This window comes from Phaeobacter sp. S60 (assembly GCF_000826845.1).
Taxonomy (GTDB): domain Bacteria; phylum Pseudomonadota; class Alphaproteobacteria; order Rhodobacterales; family Rhodobacteraceae; genus Phaeobacter; species Phaeobacter piscinae.
The window spans coordinates 33,234-49,748 of the sequence record NZ_JSWJ01000028.1 but is presented as its reverse complement, the minus strand read 5'-3'; the positions used below and the strand labels follow the sequence as shown (position 1 = coordinate 49,748).

Genomic DNA, 16,515 nt, shown 5'->3' with positions numbered 1-16,515 from the left:
ACAATGTGATGACACATAACACACCACACATACCGACCGCAGCACTGGCCCAAGGCGCGCTGGCAATTCTGCCCTTGGCACTGGGCGCATCGCTTTATGGCTTTGCCTTTGGCGTTTTAGCAGCCCAGATCGGTTTCCCGTGGTGGGGGATCGCCACGATGAGCGGTCTGGTGCATGCCGGCTCCTCGCAGATTGTTGCGGTTGAACAATTCTCCAGCGGCTCGGCTCTTCTCGGCGCGGTGCTGGCCGGTGCCGCACTGAACCTGCGCTACATCGGGATCGTGGCCTCGCTGATACCGCTTTTGCACGGGCTGCCACTCTGGACAAAGCTGCTGACGATCCACATGACTGGTGATGAAAACTGGGCGCTTACAATGACGGAAAGGGCCAAAGATCCCCAGATCGGCGCCGGTTTCCTGATCGGATCCGGCTGCGTGATGATTTCGGTCTGGACCCTATCAACGGCCCTCGGCGCGCTGGTCGGGTCAAGTTTCGGCGATTTGGAGCGCTTTGGTCTCGGCTTTGCCTTTACGGCTGCCTTCATCGCGATGGCCCGAGGTCTGTGGAATGGCACCGGCGATCTCGCGCCTTGGACGGCAAGCTTCGTTGCAAGTTTCGCCTTGGTCACCGCACAGATGCCGACGGCCTACGCCATTTTACTCGGTACGCTGACCGGCGTTGCAGTCCTTGTCCTTAATCCACGCAGAAAGGTACCGGCGCAATGACATTGAATGAATGGGGATTGATCCTGAGCCTCGCAGCGATGGCGTTCGGGATCCGGGTTCTTGGGCTGGTCGCAGGCAATCGGGTGCAGCAATCCCGCTTTGCCCCCTTGCTGGGCCGCCTGCCGGGTCTGATCGTGATCTCGCTGGTTGCGACGTCCTTGGCAAACCAACCGCCCCAGACTTGGATCGCGGCGGCCGTTGCTCTGGGAACTGCCGCACTAACAAACAACGTCATCTGGACCATGATAGTAGGCGTCACAGCCTATGCGGCCCTCTCCCACGCTGCGCTGTTATGATGTGGACCGCCTCCGTTCAACAGCAAACACCCGCAGCGATATCAGCCGCTGCGGGTGTCAAAAGACCGAACAGGCTGACGATCAAGATCGTCACCCGGTCATCTGCCAGGCGTCGGGATCCTCATCCCATCCATCCTGCTGAGTCTCCACAGCAGCAGCCGAAGCATTGCCATCTGCCACGGTGAAGTTTGACACCAGCTCCGCCAGCTTGGTCGCATCACCGCGCAGCATATGGCTGGCCGCTGTCGACTCCTCAACCATCGCCGCGTTCTGCTGGGTCACCTGATCCAGCTGCGACATACCGATATTGATCTCATGCAGACCGGTGGACTGAGAGGCAGCACCATCGGCAATCTCCGAGACCTGCTGCGAAATTTGCCCGACCTGGGCCACGATATCACTCAGCGCAGTGCCGGCCTTGCCCACCAGTTCGACACCGTAATCGACCTTTTTCGAGCTTTCGCTGATCAGCGTCTTGATCTCCATCGCAGCCTCGGAGGTGCGTTGCGACAGCCCCCGCACTTCGGAGGCCACAACCGCAAAGCCGCGGCCGGCATCGCCGGCACGTGCCGCCTCAACCCCCGCGTTCAGCGCCAGAAGATTGGTCTGGAACGCGATATCGTCAATCACGCCGATGATCTGCGCGATATGTTTGGAGCTCTCCTCGATATCTGTCATGGCAGAAACCGCGCTGTTGACGACGCTGCCGTTCTTTACGGCTTCGCTCTTTGCATCTTGGGTTGTGGCCTCAACAGACCGCGCACCATCGGCCGCAGATTTCACGCTGGCGGTCAACTCATCCAAGGCGGCGGCGGTTTCTTCCAACGTTGCAGCCTGGCTTTCCGTGCGCCGCGACAGGTCATCAGAAGCCTGACTGATCTCATCCGCACCATTACGTATGGACGAAGCCACATCCACCATATCCACCACGGTGCTGCTCAGTGTTTCGACCGTCAGGTTGAAATCCGTCTGCAGCTGCGCATAGCCTTCTGTCAGCTCTTCGGTGATCCGGGCAGAGAGATCGCCCTGCGCCAGCCGCGCCAGACCGTTGCCGATAGCCGTGACGGCAGCGGTCTGCTGGGCCTGGTGAGCGGCCCGCTCCTCTTCTGTGGCTTTGGACAGCGCCTCTTTTTCAACCAGACCATCGCGAAACACCGTGAGAGCCTGTGCAATCCGGAAGATTTCATCACTGGTACGATCAAATCCATTGATCGGGCTCAGATCACCATCGGCGAGCCGTTCAGTGGTTCGGCTGATCGCATTCAGGGGGCGTTGAACCAGCCAATGGGTCAGCAGCAATGCCATCACCAACAAACCTGCGACCATTATCAGCAAACGTTCGATATTGGCGTGGGCCTCATCGACCGTGGTCGCAATATCCGCCGCCATATAAGCAATCTCGCCCCGGCTGCCTGACCCCAAAAGGGACGCACGGCTCGCAATTTGCAAGACTGCATTCGCGGTTGCATTGGCCTCCTTGGTGGCATCCGCATCCGCCGTGAGCGACGCAATACGGAAAATCGCCAACCCCTGATCCGGCTCCGCCATCGTGATGATCTCGTCGAGCTGGGTTGCAAGCCGCCCATTGTCAAACGTTCTATACTCGGCCAGAGCCGCCGCCGCTTGTTCCATGGGTTCCGCTGCCGCCCGGGTCTGCGCGATGCTCCGCGCAGTCACCACATCCAGTGCGGCGACCTGAAAATTACTGATCCAAGTGTTGATCTCCAGCAGAGTATTGAGGAAGCCAACTTCATTGGTCAGCAACCCCTGAATAGCCTTCTTGCTGTCGTCGCTGGCATCTTCAGCTGCCAATGTCACCTCAAACACCATATCATCGACCGCCGTCGACAATTCCGTATCACTGGACAGGCGCGCGCTCAGCACCTCCTGGCGGAGGGCATTGGACTGAAGGCGCCCACGCGACACCGCCTTCTGCAATACAGCGGCGGCATCCCGAATGGCAAAGATCGGCACCACACCGGGCGCTTCTACCTCCAGCGTATCGATGACATCGTTCAGGCGCCCATCCGATGCCTTCGCCAAATCCGTCAGGATCGACTGCATCGCGCGATCCTCGGTTTCGCCAATCGCCAGCGCAATCCCGGAGATCAGGTTGATCTCTGCCCGTGCCTGCAACAGGGATTGCAGAGTGGCGAATTTGACTTCGACCAGATCAACCAATGTTGCGTCCACCGCTGACATCGTCTGTTCGCCGCCTTTTGAGAGGTTCGAATAGGCGTCATCCGCCATCTCAGCGAGCGTGACCTGCATTGCGCTGCTTAGGCCCTGAAGCTGTTCCATCATAGCGATCACCGCTGCGGCATTCTTGAACGCGACGGTGCGCGCCGTAATCGAGGCTTCCAGCGCCTCTTCAACCATGACCACATCGGGTTTGAATTCATCGCGCAGCACCTGCGGCAGCTGCTCCACCACGCCATCCAGCGCGCGAACCGCTGCGGTAACATCGCTTTTTGCGAAGTCAAGCGCGCCCGGCGTGTCCGCCAGCATAACCGCGACCATTGCGTCTTTTGTCCGGGCAGCAGCTGCGGTCATCTGACCGCTAAGTTCCAGTTCCGGAAGCTTGTCCTCGGTCAGGACATGAACATCCGCAGACACGTGCTCAAACGCCTGTGTCACGGCATATCCAATCGCTGCCGAAGTGCCTGCCATAGCCAGCAGGATAAGAAACATCTTGGCGCGAATACTAGACAACGGGTTCCACCGCCGTGTCGCGCGTTTACGTGTCTGCGTTGTCATGGTTAATTCCGTAAGTCATTAAAACTACTAGGCTCTGTCCGAGAAATCGGACAGGTGCCGGGTAGTCGAGACACCAAGTGTGCCTCGACCAATTGCTGCGTTAGGATTCACCACCCGCGACGACGGGCTGAAACCCACCCTCTTTGGTGATATGGGTCAGGAACACATCGTCCATGCCCTGATTGTCATCCGGGCCAAAGCGCATGGTAACACCGCCAAAATCCACATCGCGCAGTCCCGCCATGGCTGAGAGATAGCTGCCACGGGTCAGATCCACGCCAGCGTCTTCCAAAGCACGGATCGCCAGACGGCCGGTCAGATATCCCTCCAGCGTCACAAACCCCGGCTCAGCGTCAGAATCGACCGCATTCAGCGCTGCCTGGTATTGCGCCACTACAGGCAACGAATGATCCCATGGGAACGGCACAACCTGGCTGATGATGACACCCTCGCCCGCATCCCCCAATTCTCTGGCTAAGGCATCGGAGCCGACGAAAGAAATGTTCACAAAGGTCGGGTTGAACTTCAGCTTGCGCGATAACTTGATGAACTCCGCAACCGGTTTGTAGGCCCCGACCATCACAACCGCGTCGGGTTTCGCCTTACGAATGGTCAGCAGCGCCTTTTTCACGGCGGTGGTGTTGCGCGTATAGGTCCCCTCGGCCACCAGCGCCATGCCGCGCTTTTCCAGGGCGGCGGTCACGCCGGCCAGACCAACACGGCCAAACCCATCATCCTGATAAAGGAGCGCGATTGATTTCATGTTCCGCTCATCAACAAGATGGGCAATCCAAGCCTCGGTTTCCGCCGCATATGTGGCCCGCACATTGAGGATATTCCCATGGCTGGCATCGCGCAGGAAACCGGCGCCGGTGAAGGGTCCGATGAAGGGTAGTCCCGCCTCGGTCGCAATCGGCTGTGTCGCCGAAGCGGTCGGCGTGCCGACAGCGCCAATCAGGCCGATATGCTGATCACCCTCAATCACCTGTTTGACCAGCGCCACAGATTTGTCCGGTTCGTAGCTGTCGTCCATGCTCTCCAAAACGATGCTGCGCCCGTGGATACCGCCTGCGGCATTTGCTTCGGCAAAAGCCGCCTTCAGCCCCAGCTGCATTCCCTGGCCCAGTGCTGCAGCCGGCCCATCAAGCGCGGCAACCTGCGCAAAGCGCACCTCGGTCGAAGAGACACCCTGCTCAGCCAGTCCAAGCGTCGGGACCGCCAGAGCCAGAACAGCCGCGGTTGTTAGTTTTCTTAGCAACATCGTTTACTCCACCTTCCAATACATCGCAGCAGCCTGTCGCCAAGCCGTTAACAAAGCGTCCCGCCGCCAGAAGAAAGCCCAAGACAATACGCCGCGCATTTTAACAATCTCTCAGAAGCAGCGGCCCCCTCGCCGCGCGCATAAACCGTCGACGTCGCCTGAGACCGCTGCTAGTTTGATTGCGCTTTACTCTCGGTTAGAACGCAGGACCCGCCATCGTGAAAATTCCTTTGTTTTTTGATGGCTACGACCTTAAGGCCTATGATTTTCCGGGCGGGCAGAACCTGTCGCAGCTGCGCGAACGTCTGCGCTATGGTTATCGCCTGATGAAGGGCGCGCAGCCCCGCACAGGGTTTTATGTTGCCTTCACGAACCTCGTCAAAAGCTTGCAAATGCTGGGCCACGACGTGGTCATAAATGACTTTGGCTTTGCGCGCAGGCACCCGGATCACCCCATAGGGTTGAGCGGCTACCTGCCGCCACTGGCTCGATTTGGACTACAAAACCCCGCTATTTACGGCCCCGGGCGTGTTCCCGACCCAAAGGAGCTTGCCGCGATTCGCAGCCAGCTGAACTTGAAGGTGGTGACCTATCCATCAAGCTGGCCCATCCAGCTCAATCCGATTGAGACCCGCGCCCAGTTTGCGCCGATGTTCGTCGGGATCGATACAGATGCCTGGCCCGATATGTCCGGCGCGACCAAATCCATTGATGTGCTGTTTTACAACAAGGTGCGCTGGCACCGGAAAACGGCGCGTGAAACCGATCTGATCCAGCCATTGCGCGATATTCTAAGCGCCCGCGGCCTCAGCTGGCGGGAGCTGGACTACGGAAACCACACCCCCGCGCAATACCGCGACCTGGTCGGTCGCAGCCGTGCGCTGTTGTTTTGCACCGAACATGAGACGCAGGGGTTGGCCTATCAGGAGGCTATGTCGGCCAATCTGCCGGTTTTTGCCTGGGATCAGGGAGAGCTGGTCGATCCCTCTCAGCGCGCGCTCGTACAGGGTGATGTGACCCCAAGTTCGGTGCCCTATTTCGACGACCGCTGCGGGCGGCGGTTTCAGATCAACAATATCGAAGAACAATTCGACCGTTTCTGGACCGCTCTGCCAGACTACCGGCCCCGCGACTATGTGCTCGACACCCTGTCCCTGCGCTGCGGCGGCGAGCGGTTCATGTCGCTTTATGCGCCGCTTTTCGACGGCGGCGCACCGGCGCTGCATGGCTCTACCCCCGCCGAGGCCAAAAGCGCCACCACATCTGCCGGGGTTTGACGGAACACTTTCTCCGGCAGCTCCCCAATCCGTTGGCGAACGGCGGCAATCTTCGGCGGGGTCAGATCCTGTAACAGCCCGATCAGCGCCTGTGCATTCGCGGTCCGCAGAGTCCAGCCCTGCCCACTCTCCTCAATCTTGCGGCCAGTTTCTGTCCCCGAAACCGCGATGACCGGGCAACCATGCCAGCCCGCCTCATAGATCCGGTTGGGCAGCAGCAAATCGGAATTGCCGCTCCGCGAGGGGTCGCCCATCTGCCAGAGATCTTGCGCCCAGACGACATCACAAGTGTCATAACAGGCGGCGAGACCATGGGGGTAGGCATAGGCCCCGTGGAACATCACATTGCCAAGGCCAGCGATCCGGGCGTGAAAATCCGGAAGCACATGGTCGTGGATCTTGCCGTGAATATGCACCTCAATTGCAGGACCCATCTGTTTTGCCACGCGCAGCAGCAGCTCAAAACTCGGGCGACAGCGGATGGCACCGATCCAGCCCAACCGCAGCGCCTCACCGCTGCGCACCCGGTTGGTTGGCACAGGGCGCGGCATGTCGTCGGGCACAACCACTTTGTTTTCGACCAGATGCCAGGGGCCCGCATAGCCCTGAACAGGCGCAAAATACCCGGTGTGAAATCCGGGCGATGACAGCCACAGAACCTCCGCCCCTGCCAACAGGCGCCGCTCGCCCCAGCGGGCTACTCGGGATTTGAGGCGCGCGCCCTCAAACAGCGAATGGATATCCAGCACCTCATAGGCGATGGGTGCGGTAGCGCCGCTGCGCAGCCGCAGGGCGGCGGCCAGCGCCAGCATATCGACATTGCGCGCCACCAGCAGATCGGCCTGCCGCACCAGTGGTGACAGCCGTGGATCGCGCAGTGCCGTGGACAGCGCCAGCCGTCCGCGTCGCAACAGCCCATGCTGGCCAATTTCGCCCAGATCAATATTTTGCCAATTCACCTCCGGCAAGGGTCCCTTGCGCGACGCGACCGAGATCACCTCATGCCCCAGCGCCTGAAATGACGCCAGCCGCCGCAGCTGGGCCACATCGGTCAAATCAGAGGCAAAGCAGACCAGTCGTGCCATGGCTCAGCCCTGCACCCGCTCGGACGCAGCATCATGATCCGCGCGGGCGCCGTAGATCTTGGGTTGTGGCAGGGCCAGGCATCCCGCAAGCACCCCCAGATGCAGCAATCCGCGCAACAGCCAGAAATTGCGGCGTGCTTCAGATGGCAAGGCTGGCAACGCGGCACCGGTGCAATAGACCACCTTCGCCAGCGCAACACCTGCCAGCCGTATCCGCGCCAGTGATCCGGGCGCGACGCTCGCATAGCTCTGCCCCATGCGAAACCGCCGTTTGGTCAGCCACCCCAGACGCAACCGCTCTGGTGCCACCTCTTCAAAAACCGGGGCCTCAGCGCAGACCGCAAACCGGGCGCCCATATGCGACAACGCAAAGAAATAGGCTGTATCTTCGCCGCCGCTTGTCCCGCGATCCAGATCGAACACCTGCCCCTCCCAGGGCTGACCTGCAAATCGCATCAGCGCATTGCAGCTATGGGCGGTCTGCGGTTGCTCTGCTCCGGTCTGCTTGGGGCTGCGCAGCTCTGGCCAATTGCTGTGCCAGTCCTGATCCACCATCCAATCCGGCGCATCCGCAGGGTAGCGCGCGATTGCCGGGCCTGAGATCACATCTGCACCGGTGTCCGCCGCCCGGCGCATCAGCTGTTCGATCCAATCGGCAGGTACCACCTCATCGTCATCGACAAAGGCAATCCACTCAGATTGCCGTTTGCGCGCCGCCGCCAGACATGCGTTGCGCGCAACCGAGATATTGCGCGCAGGCGCGTGGAGATAACTGACCGGCCAGGAGGAAGTCGTCCCCCGCACCCAATGTTCCGAGGAGGGGGCCTCGTCATTATCGGCAACGATAATATCAATCATGTATCCCGTCGGAGCGCGCAGCGCGGCCAGGCTCTCCAGCGTCGCCACAACGCTGCGGCGCCGATATGTACACAGCAGGACTGAGATCCGCTTGGTCATTCGCTCATCCTCCATCCCGCTGCATCCGGCGCATCCGACTAAAGGCAGATCGAAGGCCAAACCCAATCATCCTCCGCAACAGCCCAAGCGCCCAGGCCATATGCATCACCACGAGGGCCACCCCGGACCAAACCCCGATGGCCCCCAGTCGAAGACAGGCCACCGCAGTCACCGCCAGAACCGCTGCCAAATAGACCAACGGCCATAGCAGCGCGACTGGCCAGACAGGGGCGATCGCCAACGCCATGGCGCAAAGAATGAGGTTCAGCACCGGCACCATCTGCCGCAACCGTGGTCGCATCCCATGCTTGATCAGCGTCGCCGCGCGGCCGGCACCGTAATTCTGATATTGACGCCACAGGGCTGCGGGCGTGCTGCGCATCACATAGCCAAGCCGCACATCGCCCGCCAGCCAGATCCGACCGCCTGCAGCGCGCAATCGCCAGTCCAGCTCCGCATCCTCATTGTGGCTGAAGGCGGCATCATACCCGCCCACCTTGCGAAACCAGGTCAGATCCATCAGCGCGTGATGACCATGGTCAACATAGGCTGAGGCCCGCCCACCACGATGGGCTGCCCCGCCGGACCCGAGCGGCGTATCCACCACCCAGGCCGCCGCCCTGCCAAAGCTGCTGATCCCTTGGGAATCCATTGCGACCACAACCGACACCGCATCCTCCGCAGACCGAAATGCCGCAAGCAAAGCGGTCGCGTAGTCCGCCGGGTAGATCGCATGGGCATCACACCGCAGCAGCAGGTCAAAGCCATCGCCATGCTCTGCCACCGCGCGATTGATCCCCGTCGATTGGATCCGGTCGGGATTATGGAGAAGATGTAACCTGATCGGGCTGGTCTCAGCGTAGCCCCGAACGATGTCCTGTGTCCCATCGGTACTGCCGCCATCGGCCACCACCAAAGTGGCGCGTGCAGGATCGCGCAGCAGTGGGTCACGCAGCAGGCTTTCAAAACAGGGCAGAATGGCCTTCGCTTCGTTCAGGGTTGGGACCACAACCAGAATACGCGCATCCTTCGGCGCAGACACAGTGCTGGCGCTCATGGCGCCCTCTTTGCCGTTCTGCCCGCTGCTGCCCATGGTGTTTGTTCCATTCCGTGTTATGGACCTGTCTAGCGGATCTGATTATGCTGCGACAGATTGATTTTTGCGCGCAGTCTAATGAACTTGGACCTGCCACCTACTTGCCACCTCTGCGGCGTCGCGCAGCGCAGGGACGGCCGTGGGCAAACCAATAACGATGGGGTCAACCAACGTGTCCACGCCTAAGACGTCCTTTGCCGCTGATGACGGTCAGGAGGTGCTCGATCTCGGTGCCATTTTTGCAATCATCTGGCGCGGACGCTGGGTAATCGCAGCCTGTGTGCTGATCGGTCTGATCATTGGCGTCTGGCGCGCCTATATCGCCGCCACACCTCTGTATGGGGCTGAGGTGCAGCTGGTGCTCGACACCCGCGATGAGAAAGTGGTGGATATCGAAAGCGTGGTGAGCAGCCTCTCCGCCACGGATGAGGTGATCCGTACCGAAGTCCATATCCTTGGCGGGCGTGAGCTGGCCGGACAGGTTGTTGATCGGCTCAATCTGATCTCTGACCCGGAATTCAACATGATGCTGCGCGATCCCGGCTTCAATCCGGTGCAAGCGCTCAAGGACATGATCAAACGCATCCTCGGGATGCAGGTCTATGATACCACGCTTACCCCCGATCCTGCCTTCGTCCGTGAGAAAGTCATCCAGACACTTCTGGCCAATACGCGGGTCGTCAACATCCCGGACACCTATATCTTTTCAATCTGGGTGCTGAGCGAGAACCCCTTCAAGGCGGCGGATATCGCCAATGCCTTTGCCGATACCTATGTCGAAAATCAGGTGGCGGTGAAACTGAATGTCACCGAACAGGCCACAGGTTGGCTGGCGGAGCGGGTGACGGAACTGCGCAGCCAGCTGGAGGCGAACGAGCGCCGGGTCGCCGATATTCGTGCGCAGGCTGACGTCACCAGCCCGGCGCAGTTGATCGGTCTGGAAAACCGCCTGATATCGCTCCGCAGCGCCCTCGCTGAACGGGCCGCAGAGGTAGCAGAGCAACAGGCCCGACAGGCCGAATTCACCACTTTGCAGACAGTGGAGGACCAGCGTTTGGCGGCCCGGCGCAATGGCTATGGTGCCATTCTGGCGCGGGCGGATAATCCGCAGGACGGCTGGCGGAGCGTTCTGGCACAACTCACCCGTGACCTGCGAGAGGCCGAAGCCAAGGAGCAGGCGATCCGCCGGTCCATGGCCGATCTGGAGATCACAATCGCCACCCAGAGTGATGCGCTGACCGAGGTGGTGCAGGCCGAACGCGACGCCGAAGCAAGCCGCCTGTTGTTTGAGAATTTTCAGAACCGGCTGCGCGAAACCTCGATGCAAATCGGCCTGCAGCGGGCTGACAGCAGGGTGATCTCCCGCGCGTTTCCCCCTGACCGCCCTGCCCTGCCGAACAAGGGCCAGATCCTGATTTTGTCAGTCTTTCTTGGCGGGTTTCTCGGCACTGTGCTGGTGGTAGTCCTGCAACTCTCCCGCGCGCGTCTGCATTCCGCAGCGCAGATCGCAGGGCTTACATCGGTGCCGGTGATCGCCGTGCTGGATCAGTTTTCACAGAAAATCCGCCCTGAACAGGCCAGCGCCCTTGGCCCTCAGACCCGCGATGGCGAGGCCATCCGCAATCTGCGCACCACACTGCTGATGGCGCGGGGCGATGTCCCACCGCAAGTGGTTGTCTTCACCTCTGCCGAGAGCGGCGACGGCAAATCCACGCTGTCCGCTGCGATGGCGCATAATATGGCGCAGATCGGCAAATCCGTGCTGCTGGTCGACGGCGACCTGCGCCGACATTATCTCTCGGACCCATTGGCGGATGGCAACAGCAAACCGGGGTTGTTTGACGTGCTGTCCGGGCGCTGTGACTTGGCAGAAGCCGTGTTACCGGGTGTGCTGGGACAGGCTGATATCCTGCCTGCCGGCAGCGTCTCCGGCAGTGCGGCAGATCTGCTCAGCCAAGGCGGCCTGACCGAGCTGCTGTCAGTCGCCCGCAGCCACTGGGATATCATCATCTTCGACACCCCGCCGATTTCTGTGGTGCCGGATGCGCGGATCATCGGCCAGCACGCGGATCTGTTGATCCTTCTGGCGCAGTGGAACACCACCCGGCAGGCAGTCTTTATCGATGCGCTGCGCGCGCTGGAACAGGGCGGACGTAGCCCCGACGGCATTGTACTGACCAAGGTGAAAGCCGCCGCAAAACCGCTCTACGGGGCGACCAAACGGTCCCGCGACCGCTATTATCACGGGTAAGGACTGGATGCAGCTCACCTCCCTCCTGCGCAAGGCCCGCATCGCCAGTCGCCGCGGCCTTGGCCAACCGGTCCTGAACTATCAGGTTCTGGGCGAACGCTGTTCCGGCACCAATTTCCTTGACCAACTGATCCAGCAGAATTTCGCAGCAGCCCGCCCACGCTATGACATGTGGAAACACGCGTTCCCCAACCTCATCGCACTGCCTGCCGATGTGCTCTATGTGGTGATCTTCCGTGATCCGTTCCAATGGCTCGAAAGCATGTATGGCAAGCCCTGGCACAGCGTGCCTGAGCTGCGCGATCTCTCCTTCTCCGAATTCATCCGCACCGAATGGCGCAGCGAAGTCGACGTGCCTGCATGGTTCGATCTACCAAAGACCAGCCCCTGCAAGGGCCAGCCACTCAATCAGGATCTGCATCCGATCACCGGCGCGCCTTTTCCCAATCTGCTGGCCTTGCGGCGGGCCAAGGCCGAGGCACTCCTGTCCCTGCCACAGCGCGGCGCGCGCGTGCTCTACACCACCCATGCGGCCATCAGCCAAAACCCAGACGAGATCATTTCCCGTATCGCTACTGAAAGCCCGGTGCCCCGTAACACGCGGCTGGAGGTCCCGCAGGGGCATTATGGCTGGTCGTGGTCCAATCGCGATGTAAAACCAAAAACACCGGGCCACCTGATCACACCGGATGACCGCGCCTGGATCAGGGCTCAGCTTGATCCGGCACTTGAGGCGGCGATGCGCCTGCCGCTTGATGAGGCACCTACCACCGCCCCAAATGGCAACGCCACCCGCCCCTGATCAGATCCGTGGCGGTACATCCCGCCAGCGCCCCAGCGCCCGCCCGGCATAGATCCAAGCCATGGCGATCAGCATATGCCGGATCGAATGTTCGTTATAAATCACATTGTCCGACAGCGCCGCGACCAGATTGATCAGCACGTAAAACAGGTAGTACCCGGAGGTCACGCTACCGTCCTGCAGATACCAGCGGAAACAGCGGATCACGACCGCGATCAACAAACCGAAGAAGGTCACCGCCCCCAACAGGCCATTGCCGACCATCAGCTCAATATAACTGTTGTGGAACCAGTAAAGCCCCTCGTCGACATAGGCCTCAATATAAAGCCGCGCGTAAGACGGCACCGACCAGAAAGCCCCAAACCCAACGCCTCCAATCGGCGCTTTGGCGATTTCCTCCAGCCCAAAGGCCCAGATCACCGTGCGCCCGGTCAGGGTGCTGTCCTTGCCCAAACGCTCCAGCAGCAGCCCCAGCGCATCAATGCCTGAGATATAGATCGCGAGCGGCACGAGAAACAGCACCATCAGCGAAAACAGCAGCGCAACCCGCCGCGCAGTCCCGCCCCAGCGGCGGATCCACAACACCGGCACATAGATCGCCAAGATGGCAAAGGTCACATAAGCGCCAGCCGATTGTGCCATGCCCAGCACCGGGATCATCAGGGCCGCCGCCAGCATGCCCAATATAGACAGCCGCCAATAGAACCCCAGCGTCACCAGCCCATGCGCCGCATTCACCGTCGCCTTGGCGAGGGAATTTTTGTGCATATAAATGCCCTTCAACGCCCCATTGGGATGAAACGCTGGCGACAGAAACGTCACGATGGAATTCAGATAGGACAATGCCACCCCGACGGCCGAGGTCAGGCTGACCACAATCATGGTATGATGGGCTGGGATGGCGGAGGCAATGCGCACCGCGATCAGCGTCGTCATCGTCAGCTGAAAGCTGCGATAGGCGGTAACCGGCGGGTTGACGCTCCACAGGGTGGAAGCCATGGCGATGACACAGGGCATCAGCACCGGCCAGGCCTGCCACAGGATGGCAGCACTCTGCCGCCAGTCGCGCAGGTACCACAGGATCGTCAGCGCATAGAGCGCCATCCAGCCCGGCGATTGAAACCCCAGCCGATAGACCACCCCGGTGCCAGACATGGCCGCAAGGATCAGATAGGCCATATGCAGATGGCCCCGCGTCAGCCACCAACGCCCTGCCCCGCGCCGCAGCACAGACGCCGACACCGGCCCGGACTGCCGCTGGGGGTCCTGATGAGGCTCAACCGTCAGTGTCATCTGGTCCTGCGCTGTGCTGTTGATGTCCGCTGCTTTCCACCGCTACCCGCTCCGGGTCTGCCAATCCAGCCATAGCACATGCCGAGCTCTGCGCCCGCGTCCCATTGGCAACATCGGATGCCTCTGCTGCCAGTGCCCGGACAGTTGGCACCATCCAGAGCGCCGATTGTCTCAGCGCATCCGTCGCCTCGGCCTCCACCGGCCTGCGGGAGGCCTCACAACACATCCGCGCCCAGACCGGTGCCGCAGCAGTGCTGAGGTCCAGTGCGCCGTCCGCATCAATGGGCAATGTCAGATCCCCTGCTCCATTGCTGCTGCGCCCAAAACGCCAGTTCTGTGGGCGTCGCCACAGGCGCGAGGCAGCAGCCTGCATTTTCAGCTCCACCCGATTGCGCACTACCGATGCCAGCCAAGGCAGGTGATCAGGGCGCATCACAACGCGCCTCAGGGCCCGCATCAGGTGACCGGCCCGCACATCCCATGCCAGCTCCAACTGCGCATGGCGCCGCAACAGGGCGCGCCGACGGATATCCGCCAATGTCGCCAGATCCTCGTTGCCCGCCTGCGCCGCCAGATCGTCCAGCACATCAATCTGCGCCGCCAGATCCCCCGGCACATTGCGATAGGAGGTTGAGGCCGCATGGCGACGATAGAGATAGGCCGCCATTGGCAGCACCCACATCTTCGCGCCAGCCAGCACCAGCCGCAGATAGAGGTCGTGATCCTCTCCAATCCGTAGCCGTGGATCGTAGCGCAACTCGCTCAGAAAACGTTTTTTAATCAGGGGCTTGAGATATCCGATATGGCTGATACCTTCAGGATCTACACCACTCAGCACCAGATCTTTCAGATTGAGCATCCGGGCCACTTTCGGGGCGTGCTGACCCAATATCGTCGCGCCCCGCGCCATAGGCTGCTCAGAAAACAGGATCATATCGTCAGCGACCACATCCGCCGCCAGATCCTGCGCCGCGTTTAGCATCATTTCCAGCCGTCGCGGGTGCTGGCTGTCGTCGCTGTCGCAAACAGCAACCCATTCCCCGCGCGCCAGCGCCAGCGCATCATTGCGGGCGATGGCCGGGCCGCCACTATGTGACCGCCGCTGCGCCCGGATCCGCGGATCGGTGGCCGCTGCCGCGCAGATCAGCGCCCAGCTGTCATCCTCCGAGGCGTCATCGACAATAATCAGCTCCAGATCTGTCAGCGTCTGCGCCAACACCGCCCCAATGGCCAAGGGCAGATGCCCCACAGCATTGCGGCTGGCCATGATCACCGAAACCTGCGGCCGCCGGTCAGCCATCACACTGACCCTTGGGTGGCGGGAGATCAGACACCACAGGACAGCGCGCCCGGATATGCACCGCCGCGGGAACCCGCCAGGCCGCCGACACTCCCGCAGCGTCGCCATAGGTCAGTGTCAGCGCGCCCCGTGATGCGCGATGGCACAGATCAGCCCAAAACGCGCTGTGGCTGCCATCTTCCTCCGGCATCGGGACCGCGATCCGCGTGCCCGCACCCTCCCCCATCAGCGCAGTGTCAGCCCCATCAGGTCCGATCAGATGCACCACCTCCGCCGATGCGTCAGATGCCCGCTCAGCCTCTTGACCGGGCTTGAAACCGCGGGCCTTGGCCAAGGCCACCCGCGCCAATTGCGAGACCAGAGACGGATCCCGCAACAACTGTGCCGCAGCAGATGCCAATCGACGTTCCCTCAGGTCCTCTGCCAGCGTTTCAAAGGACAACCGCCGCTGTAAAGCCCGCCGCCGGTGGTTTAAAATACTTGTTATTTCAGTGTGTTGATCGAACTGCAATCGATCACTCAAACCCTCCAACGCCGCAAGCGACGCCTCGACATGGGCCCGACTGGAGCGATGAGACAAGGACTGCGGATGCCGCCGATAGAGATATAGCGCCTCTGGCAGCAACCACAGACGTCGCCCCTGCAGCAACAGCCGCAGATAGAGATCCTGATCCTCACCAATCGTCAGCGTTTCATCATAGCGCAGCGTCCCCAGCGTCTCGCGTCGGATCAACGGCTTGATATAGCCCAGCTGCGCGCCAGCCTCTCCCGGCTCAGGCACCCGCAGCATATCCGCCGGGCCGATCTGGCGCGGCAGGTCCTGCGGCTCCGGTCCGAAAACGCTGCGCGGCGCATCCATCGGCTCGGTTGCAAAATGGATCATATCATCGGCCACCGCATCGGCGCCCAGCCTCTTAGCCGCCAACAGAAGGCGCCGCAGCCGGTCCGGGTGCATGATGTCGTCGGAATCGCAGATGGCCACCCATGCCCCGCGCGCAGCAGCCAGTGCCCGATTACGCGCAGCGGCAGGTCCGCTTGAGGTCTCCCACAACAGCACCCGCACGCGGTCGTCCTGCGCAGCCGCGTCTTGCAGGATCTCAACCGATCCATCGCTGGAGCCGTCGTCCGCCACGATCAACTCCCAGTCATCGTGCGTTTGCGCCAGCACAGACGCCAGCGCAGGACGCAGGTAGCGCGCGCCCTGATGATTGGCCATGATGATCGAAATCAACCGCCCCTGCCCCGCCGGTTCCTGCATTAGCCTGCCCATTCTGCCCCGAACATGTCTAACACGCCGAGCCGCAACGAGACCAGATCCGAAGGCAGACCTGCCCGGATCATGGTTCGGCGGGCATTTCCCGTGGCACGGTGTCCTCAAACTGCTAAGACTGACGGCCAAGAGACGCCAAAGCGCA

At 61.2% G+C, this 16,515-nt stretch carries 13 protein-coding genes; 5 read left to right on the top strand and 8 right to left on the bottom strand.

All coding sequences use genetic code 11. The annotated features are described in order from the left end of the window. Positions 1-8: 8 nt before the first annotated feature. Together OO25_RS19895 and OO25_RS19890 are read left to right on the top strand one after the other, a co-directional pair. Positions 9-725: an AzlC family ABC transporter permease gene (locus OO25_RS19895; RefSeq protein ID WP_040182351.1), complete on the top strand. Its 717-nt coding sequence runs from the start codon at positions 9-11 to the stop codon at positions 723-725. Further along, the gene (locus tag OO25_RS19890) at positions 722-1,021 is read left to right on the top strand and encodes an AzlD domain-containing protein (protein ID WP_040182349.1); all 300 of its coding nucleotides are present in this window, start codon (positions 722-724) and stop codon (positions 1,019-1,021) included. The genes OO25_RS19895 and OO25_RS19890 overlap by 4 nt, the downstream gene beginning before the upstream one ends. Before the next feature lie 90 nt (positions 1,022-1,111). Here OO25_RS19890 and OO25_RS19885 read toward each other — a convergent pair whose 3' ends face one another. Next, positions 1,112-3,778, bottom strand: coding sequence for a methyl-accepting chemotaxis protein (locus OO25_RS19885; protein WP_040169725.1), 2,667 nt, complete (start codon positions 3,776-3,778; stop codon positions 1,112-1,114). Positions 3,779-3,878: 100 nt separating this feature from the next. Next, positions 3,879-5,039, bottom strand: a complete 1,161-nt coding sequence (locus OO25_RS19880; RefSeq protein WP_040182347.1) for an ABC transporter substrate-binding protein — start codon at positions 5,037-5,039, stop codon at positions 3,879-3,881. Between the two features lie 218 nt (positions 5,040-5,257). Between OO25_RS19880 and OO25_RS19875 the strand changes: the two genes are divergently transcribed. Next, positions 5,258-6,316 (top strand): glycosyltransferase, encoded by a 1,059-nt coding sequence (locus OO25_RS19875; protein WP_040182345.1) that lies wholly within the window; start codon positions 5,258-5,260, stop codon positions 6,314-6,316. Here the strand turns inward: OO25_RS19875 and OO25_RS19870 are convergent. From OO25_RS19870 to OO25_RS19860, 3 genes are read right to left on the bottom strand one after another with little or no spacing between them, the layout of a single operon-like run. Then, entirely contained in the window at positions 6,226-7,401 is a 1,176-nt protein-coding gene (locus tag OO25_RS19870; RefSeq protein ID WP_040182343.1) for a glycosyltransferase family 1 protein, read from the bottom strand. The genes OO25_RS19875 and OO25_RS19870 overlap by 91 nt on opposite strands. A 3-nt stretch (positions 7,402-7,404) precedes the next feature. After that, the gene (locus OO25_RS19865) at positions 7,405-8,358 is read right to left on the bottom strand and encodes a glycosyltransferase family 2 protein (RefSeq protein ID WP_040182340.1); all 954 of its coding nucleotides are present in this window, start codon (positions 8,356-8,358) and stop codon (positions 7,405-7,407) included. A 4-nt stretch (positions 8,359-8,362) separates the two neighbouring features. Next, complete coding sequence (locus OO25_RS19860) at positions 8,363-9,415, bottom strand: glycosyltransferase family 2 protein (RefSeq protein WP_242407083.1); 1,053 nt, start codon at positions 9,413-9,415, stop codon at positions 8,363-8,365. A gap of 211 nt (positions 9,416-9,626) precedes the next feature. Between OO25_RS19860 and OO25_RS19855 the strand changes: the two genes are divergently transcribed. Continuing rightward, positions 9,627-11,705, top strand: coding sequence for a polysaccharide biosynthesis tyrosine autokinase (locus tag OO25_RS19855; RefSeq protein WP_242407082.1), 2,079 nt, complete (start codon positions 9,627-9,629; stop codon positions 11,703-11,705). A 7-nt stretch (positions 11,706-11,712) separates the two neighbouring features. Continuing rightward, positions 11,713-12,507: a hypothetical protein gene (locus tag OO25_RS19850; protein WP_040182335.1), complete on the top strand. Its 795-nt coding sequence runs from the start codon at positions 11,713-11,715 to the stop codon at positions 12,505-12,507. Here OO25_RS19850 and OO25_RS19845 read toward each other — a convergent pair whose 3' ends face one another. Genes OO25_RS19845 through OO25_RS19835 form a run of 3 tightly spaced genes read right to left on the bottom strand, consistent with a single transcriptional unit; the run spans position 12,508 to position 16,358 of the window. After that, entirely contained in the window at positions 12,508-13,800 is a 1,293-nt protein-coding gene (locus OO25_RS19845; RefSeq protein ID WP_040182334.1) for an O-antigen ligase, read from the bottom strand. After that, entirely contained in the window at positions 13,784-15,100 is a 1,317-nt protein-coding gene (locus tag OO25_RS19840; RefSeq protein ID WP_040182332.1) for a glycosyltransferase, read from the bottom strand. Before OO25_RS19840 ends, OO25_RS19845 begins: the two co-directional genes overlap by 17 nt. Further along, positions 15,093-16,358 carry a glycosyltransferase family 2 protein gene (locus OO25_RS19835; protein WP_242407081.1) on the bottom strand — a complete coding sequence of 422 codons (1,266 nt, stop codon included), beginning with the start codon at positions 16,356-16,358 and terminating at the stop codon, positions 15,093-15,095. Before OO25_RS19835 ends, OO25_RS19840 begins: the two co-directional genes overlap by 8 nt. Positions 16,359-16,515 lie beyond the last annotated feature (157 nt).

Bases quoted from the DNA above. Each gene is read 5' to 3' on its own strand.
- OO25_RS19845 (WP_040182334.1), bottom strand. From the start codon at position 13,800: ATGACACTGACGGTTGAGCCTCATCAGGACCCCCAGCGGCAGTCCGGG.
- OO25_RS19840 (WP_040182332.1), bottom strand. From the start codon at position 15,100: ATGGCTGACCGGCGGCCGCAGGTTTCGGTGATCATGGCCAGCCGCAAT.
- OO25_RS19860 (WP_242407083.1), bottom strand. From the start codon at position 9,415: ATGAGCGCCAGCACTGTGTCTGCGCCGAAGGATGCGCGTATTCTGGTT.
- OO25_RS19850 (WP_040182335.1), top strand. From the start codon at position 11,713: ATGCAGCTCACCTCCCTCCTGCGCAAGGCCCGCATCGCCAGTCGCCGC.
- OO25_RS19870 (WP_040182343.1), bottom strand. From the start codon at position 7,401: ATGGCACGACTGGTCTGCTTTGCCTCTGATTTGACCGATGTGGCCCAG.
- OO25_RS19895 (WP_040182351.1), top strand. From the start codon at position 9: ATGACACATAACACACCACACATACCGACCGCAGCACTGGCCCAAGGC.
- OO25_RS19890 (WP_040182349.1), top strand. From the start codon at position 722: ATGACATTGAATGAATGGGGATTGATCCTGAGCCTCGCAGCGATGGCG.
- OO25_RS19865 (WP_040182340.1), bottom strand. From the start codon at position 8,358: ATGACCAAGCGGATCTCAGTCCTGCTGTGTACATATCGGCGCCGCAGC.
- OO25_RS19885 (WP_040169725.1), bottom strand. From the start codon at position 3,778: ATGACAACGCAGACACGTAAACGCGCGACACGGCGGTGGAACCCGTTG.
- OO25_RS19880 (WP_040182347.1), bottom strand. From the start codon at position 5,039: ATGTTGCTAAGAAAACTAACAACCGCGGCTGTTCTGGCTCTGGCGGTC.
- OO25_RS19835 (WP_242407081.1), bottom strand. From the start codon at position 16,358: ATGCAGGAACCGGCGGGGCAGGGGCGGTTGATTTCGATCATCATGGCC.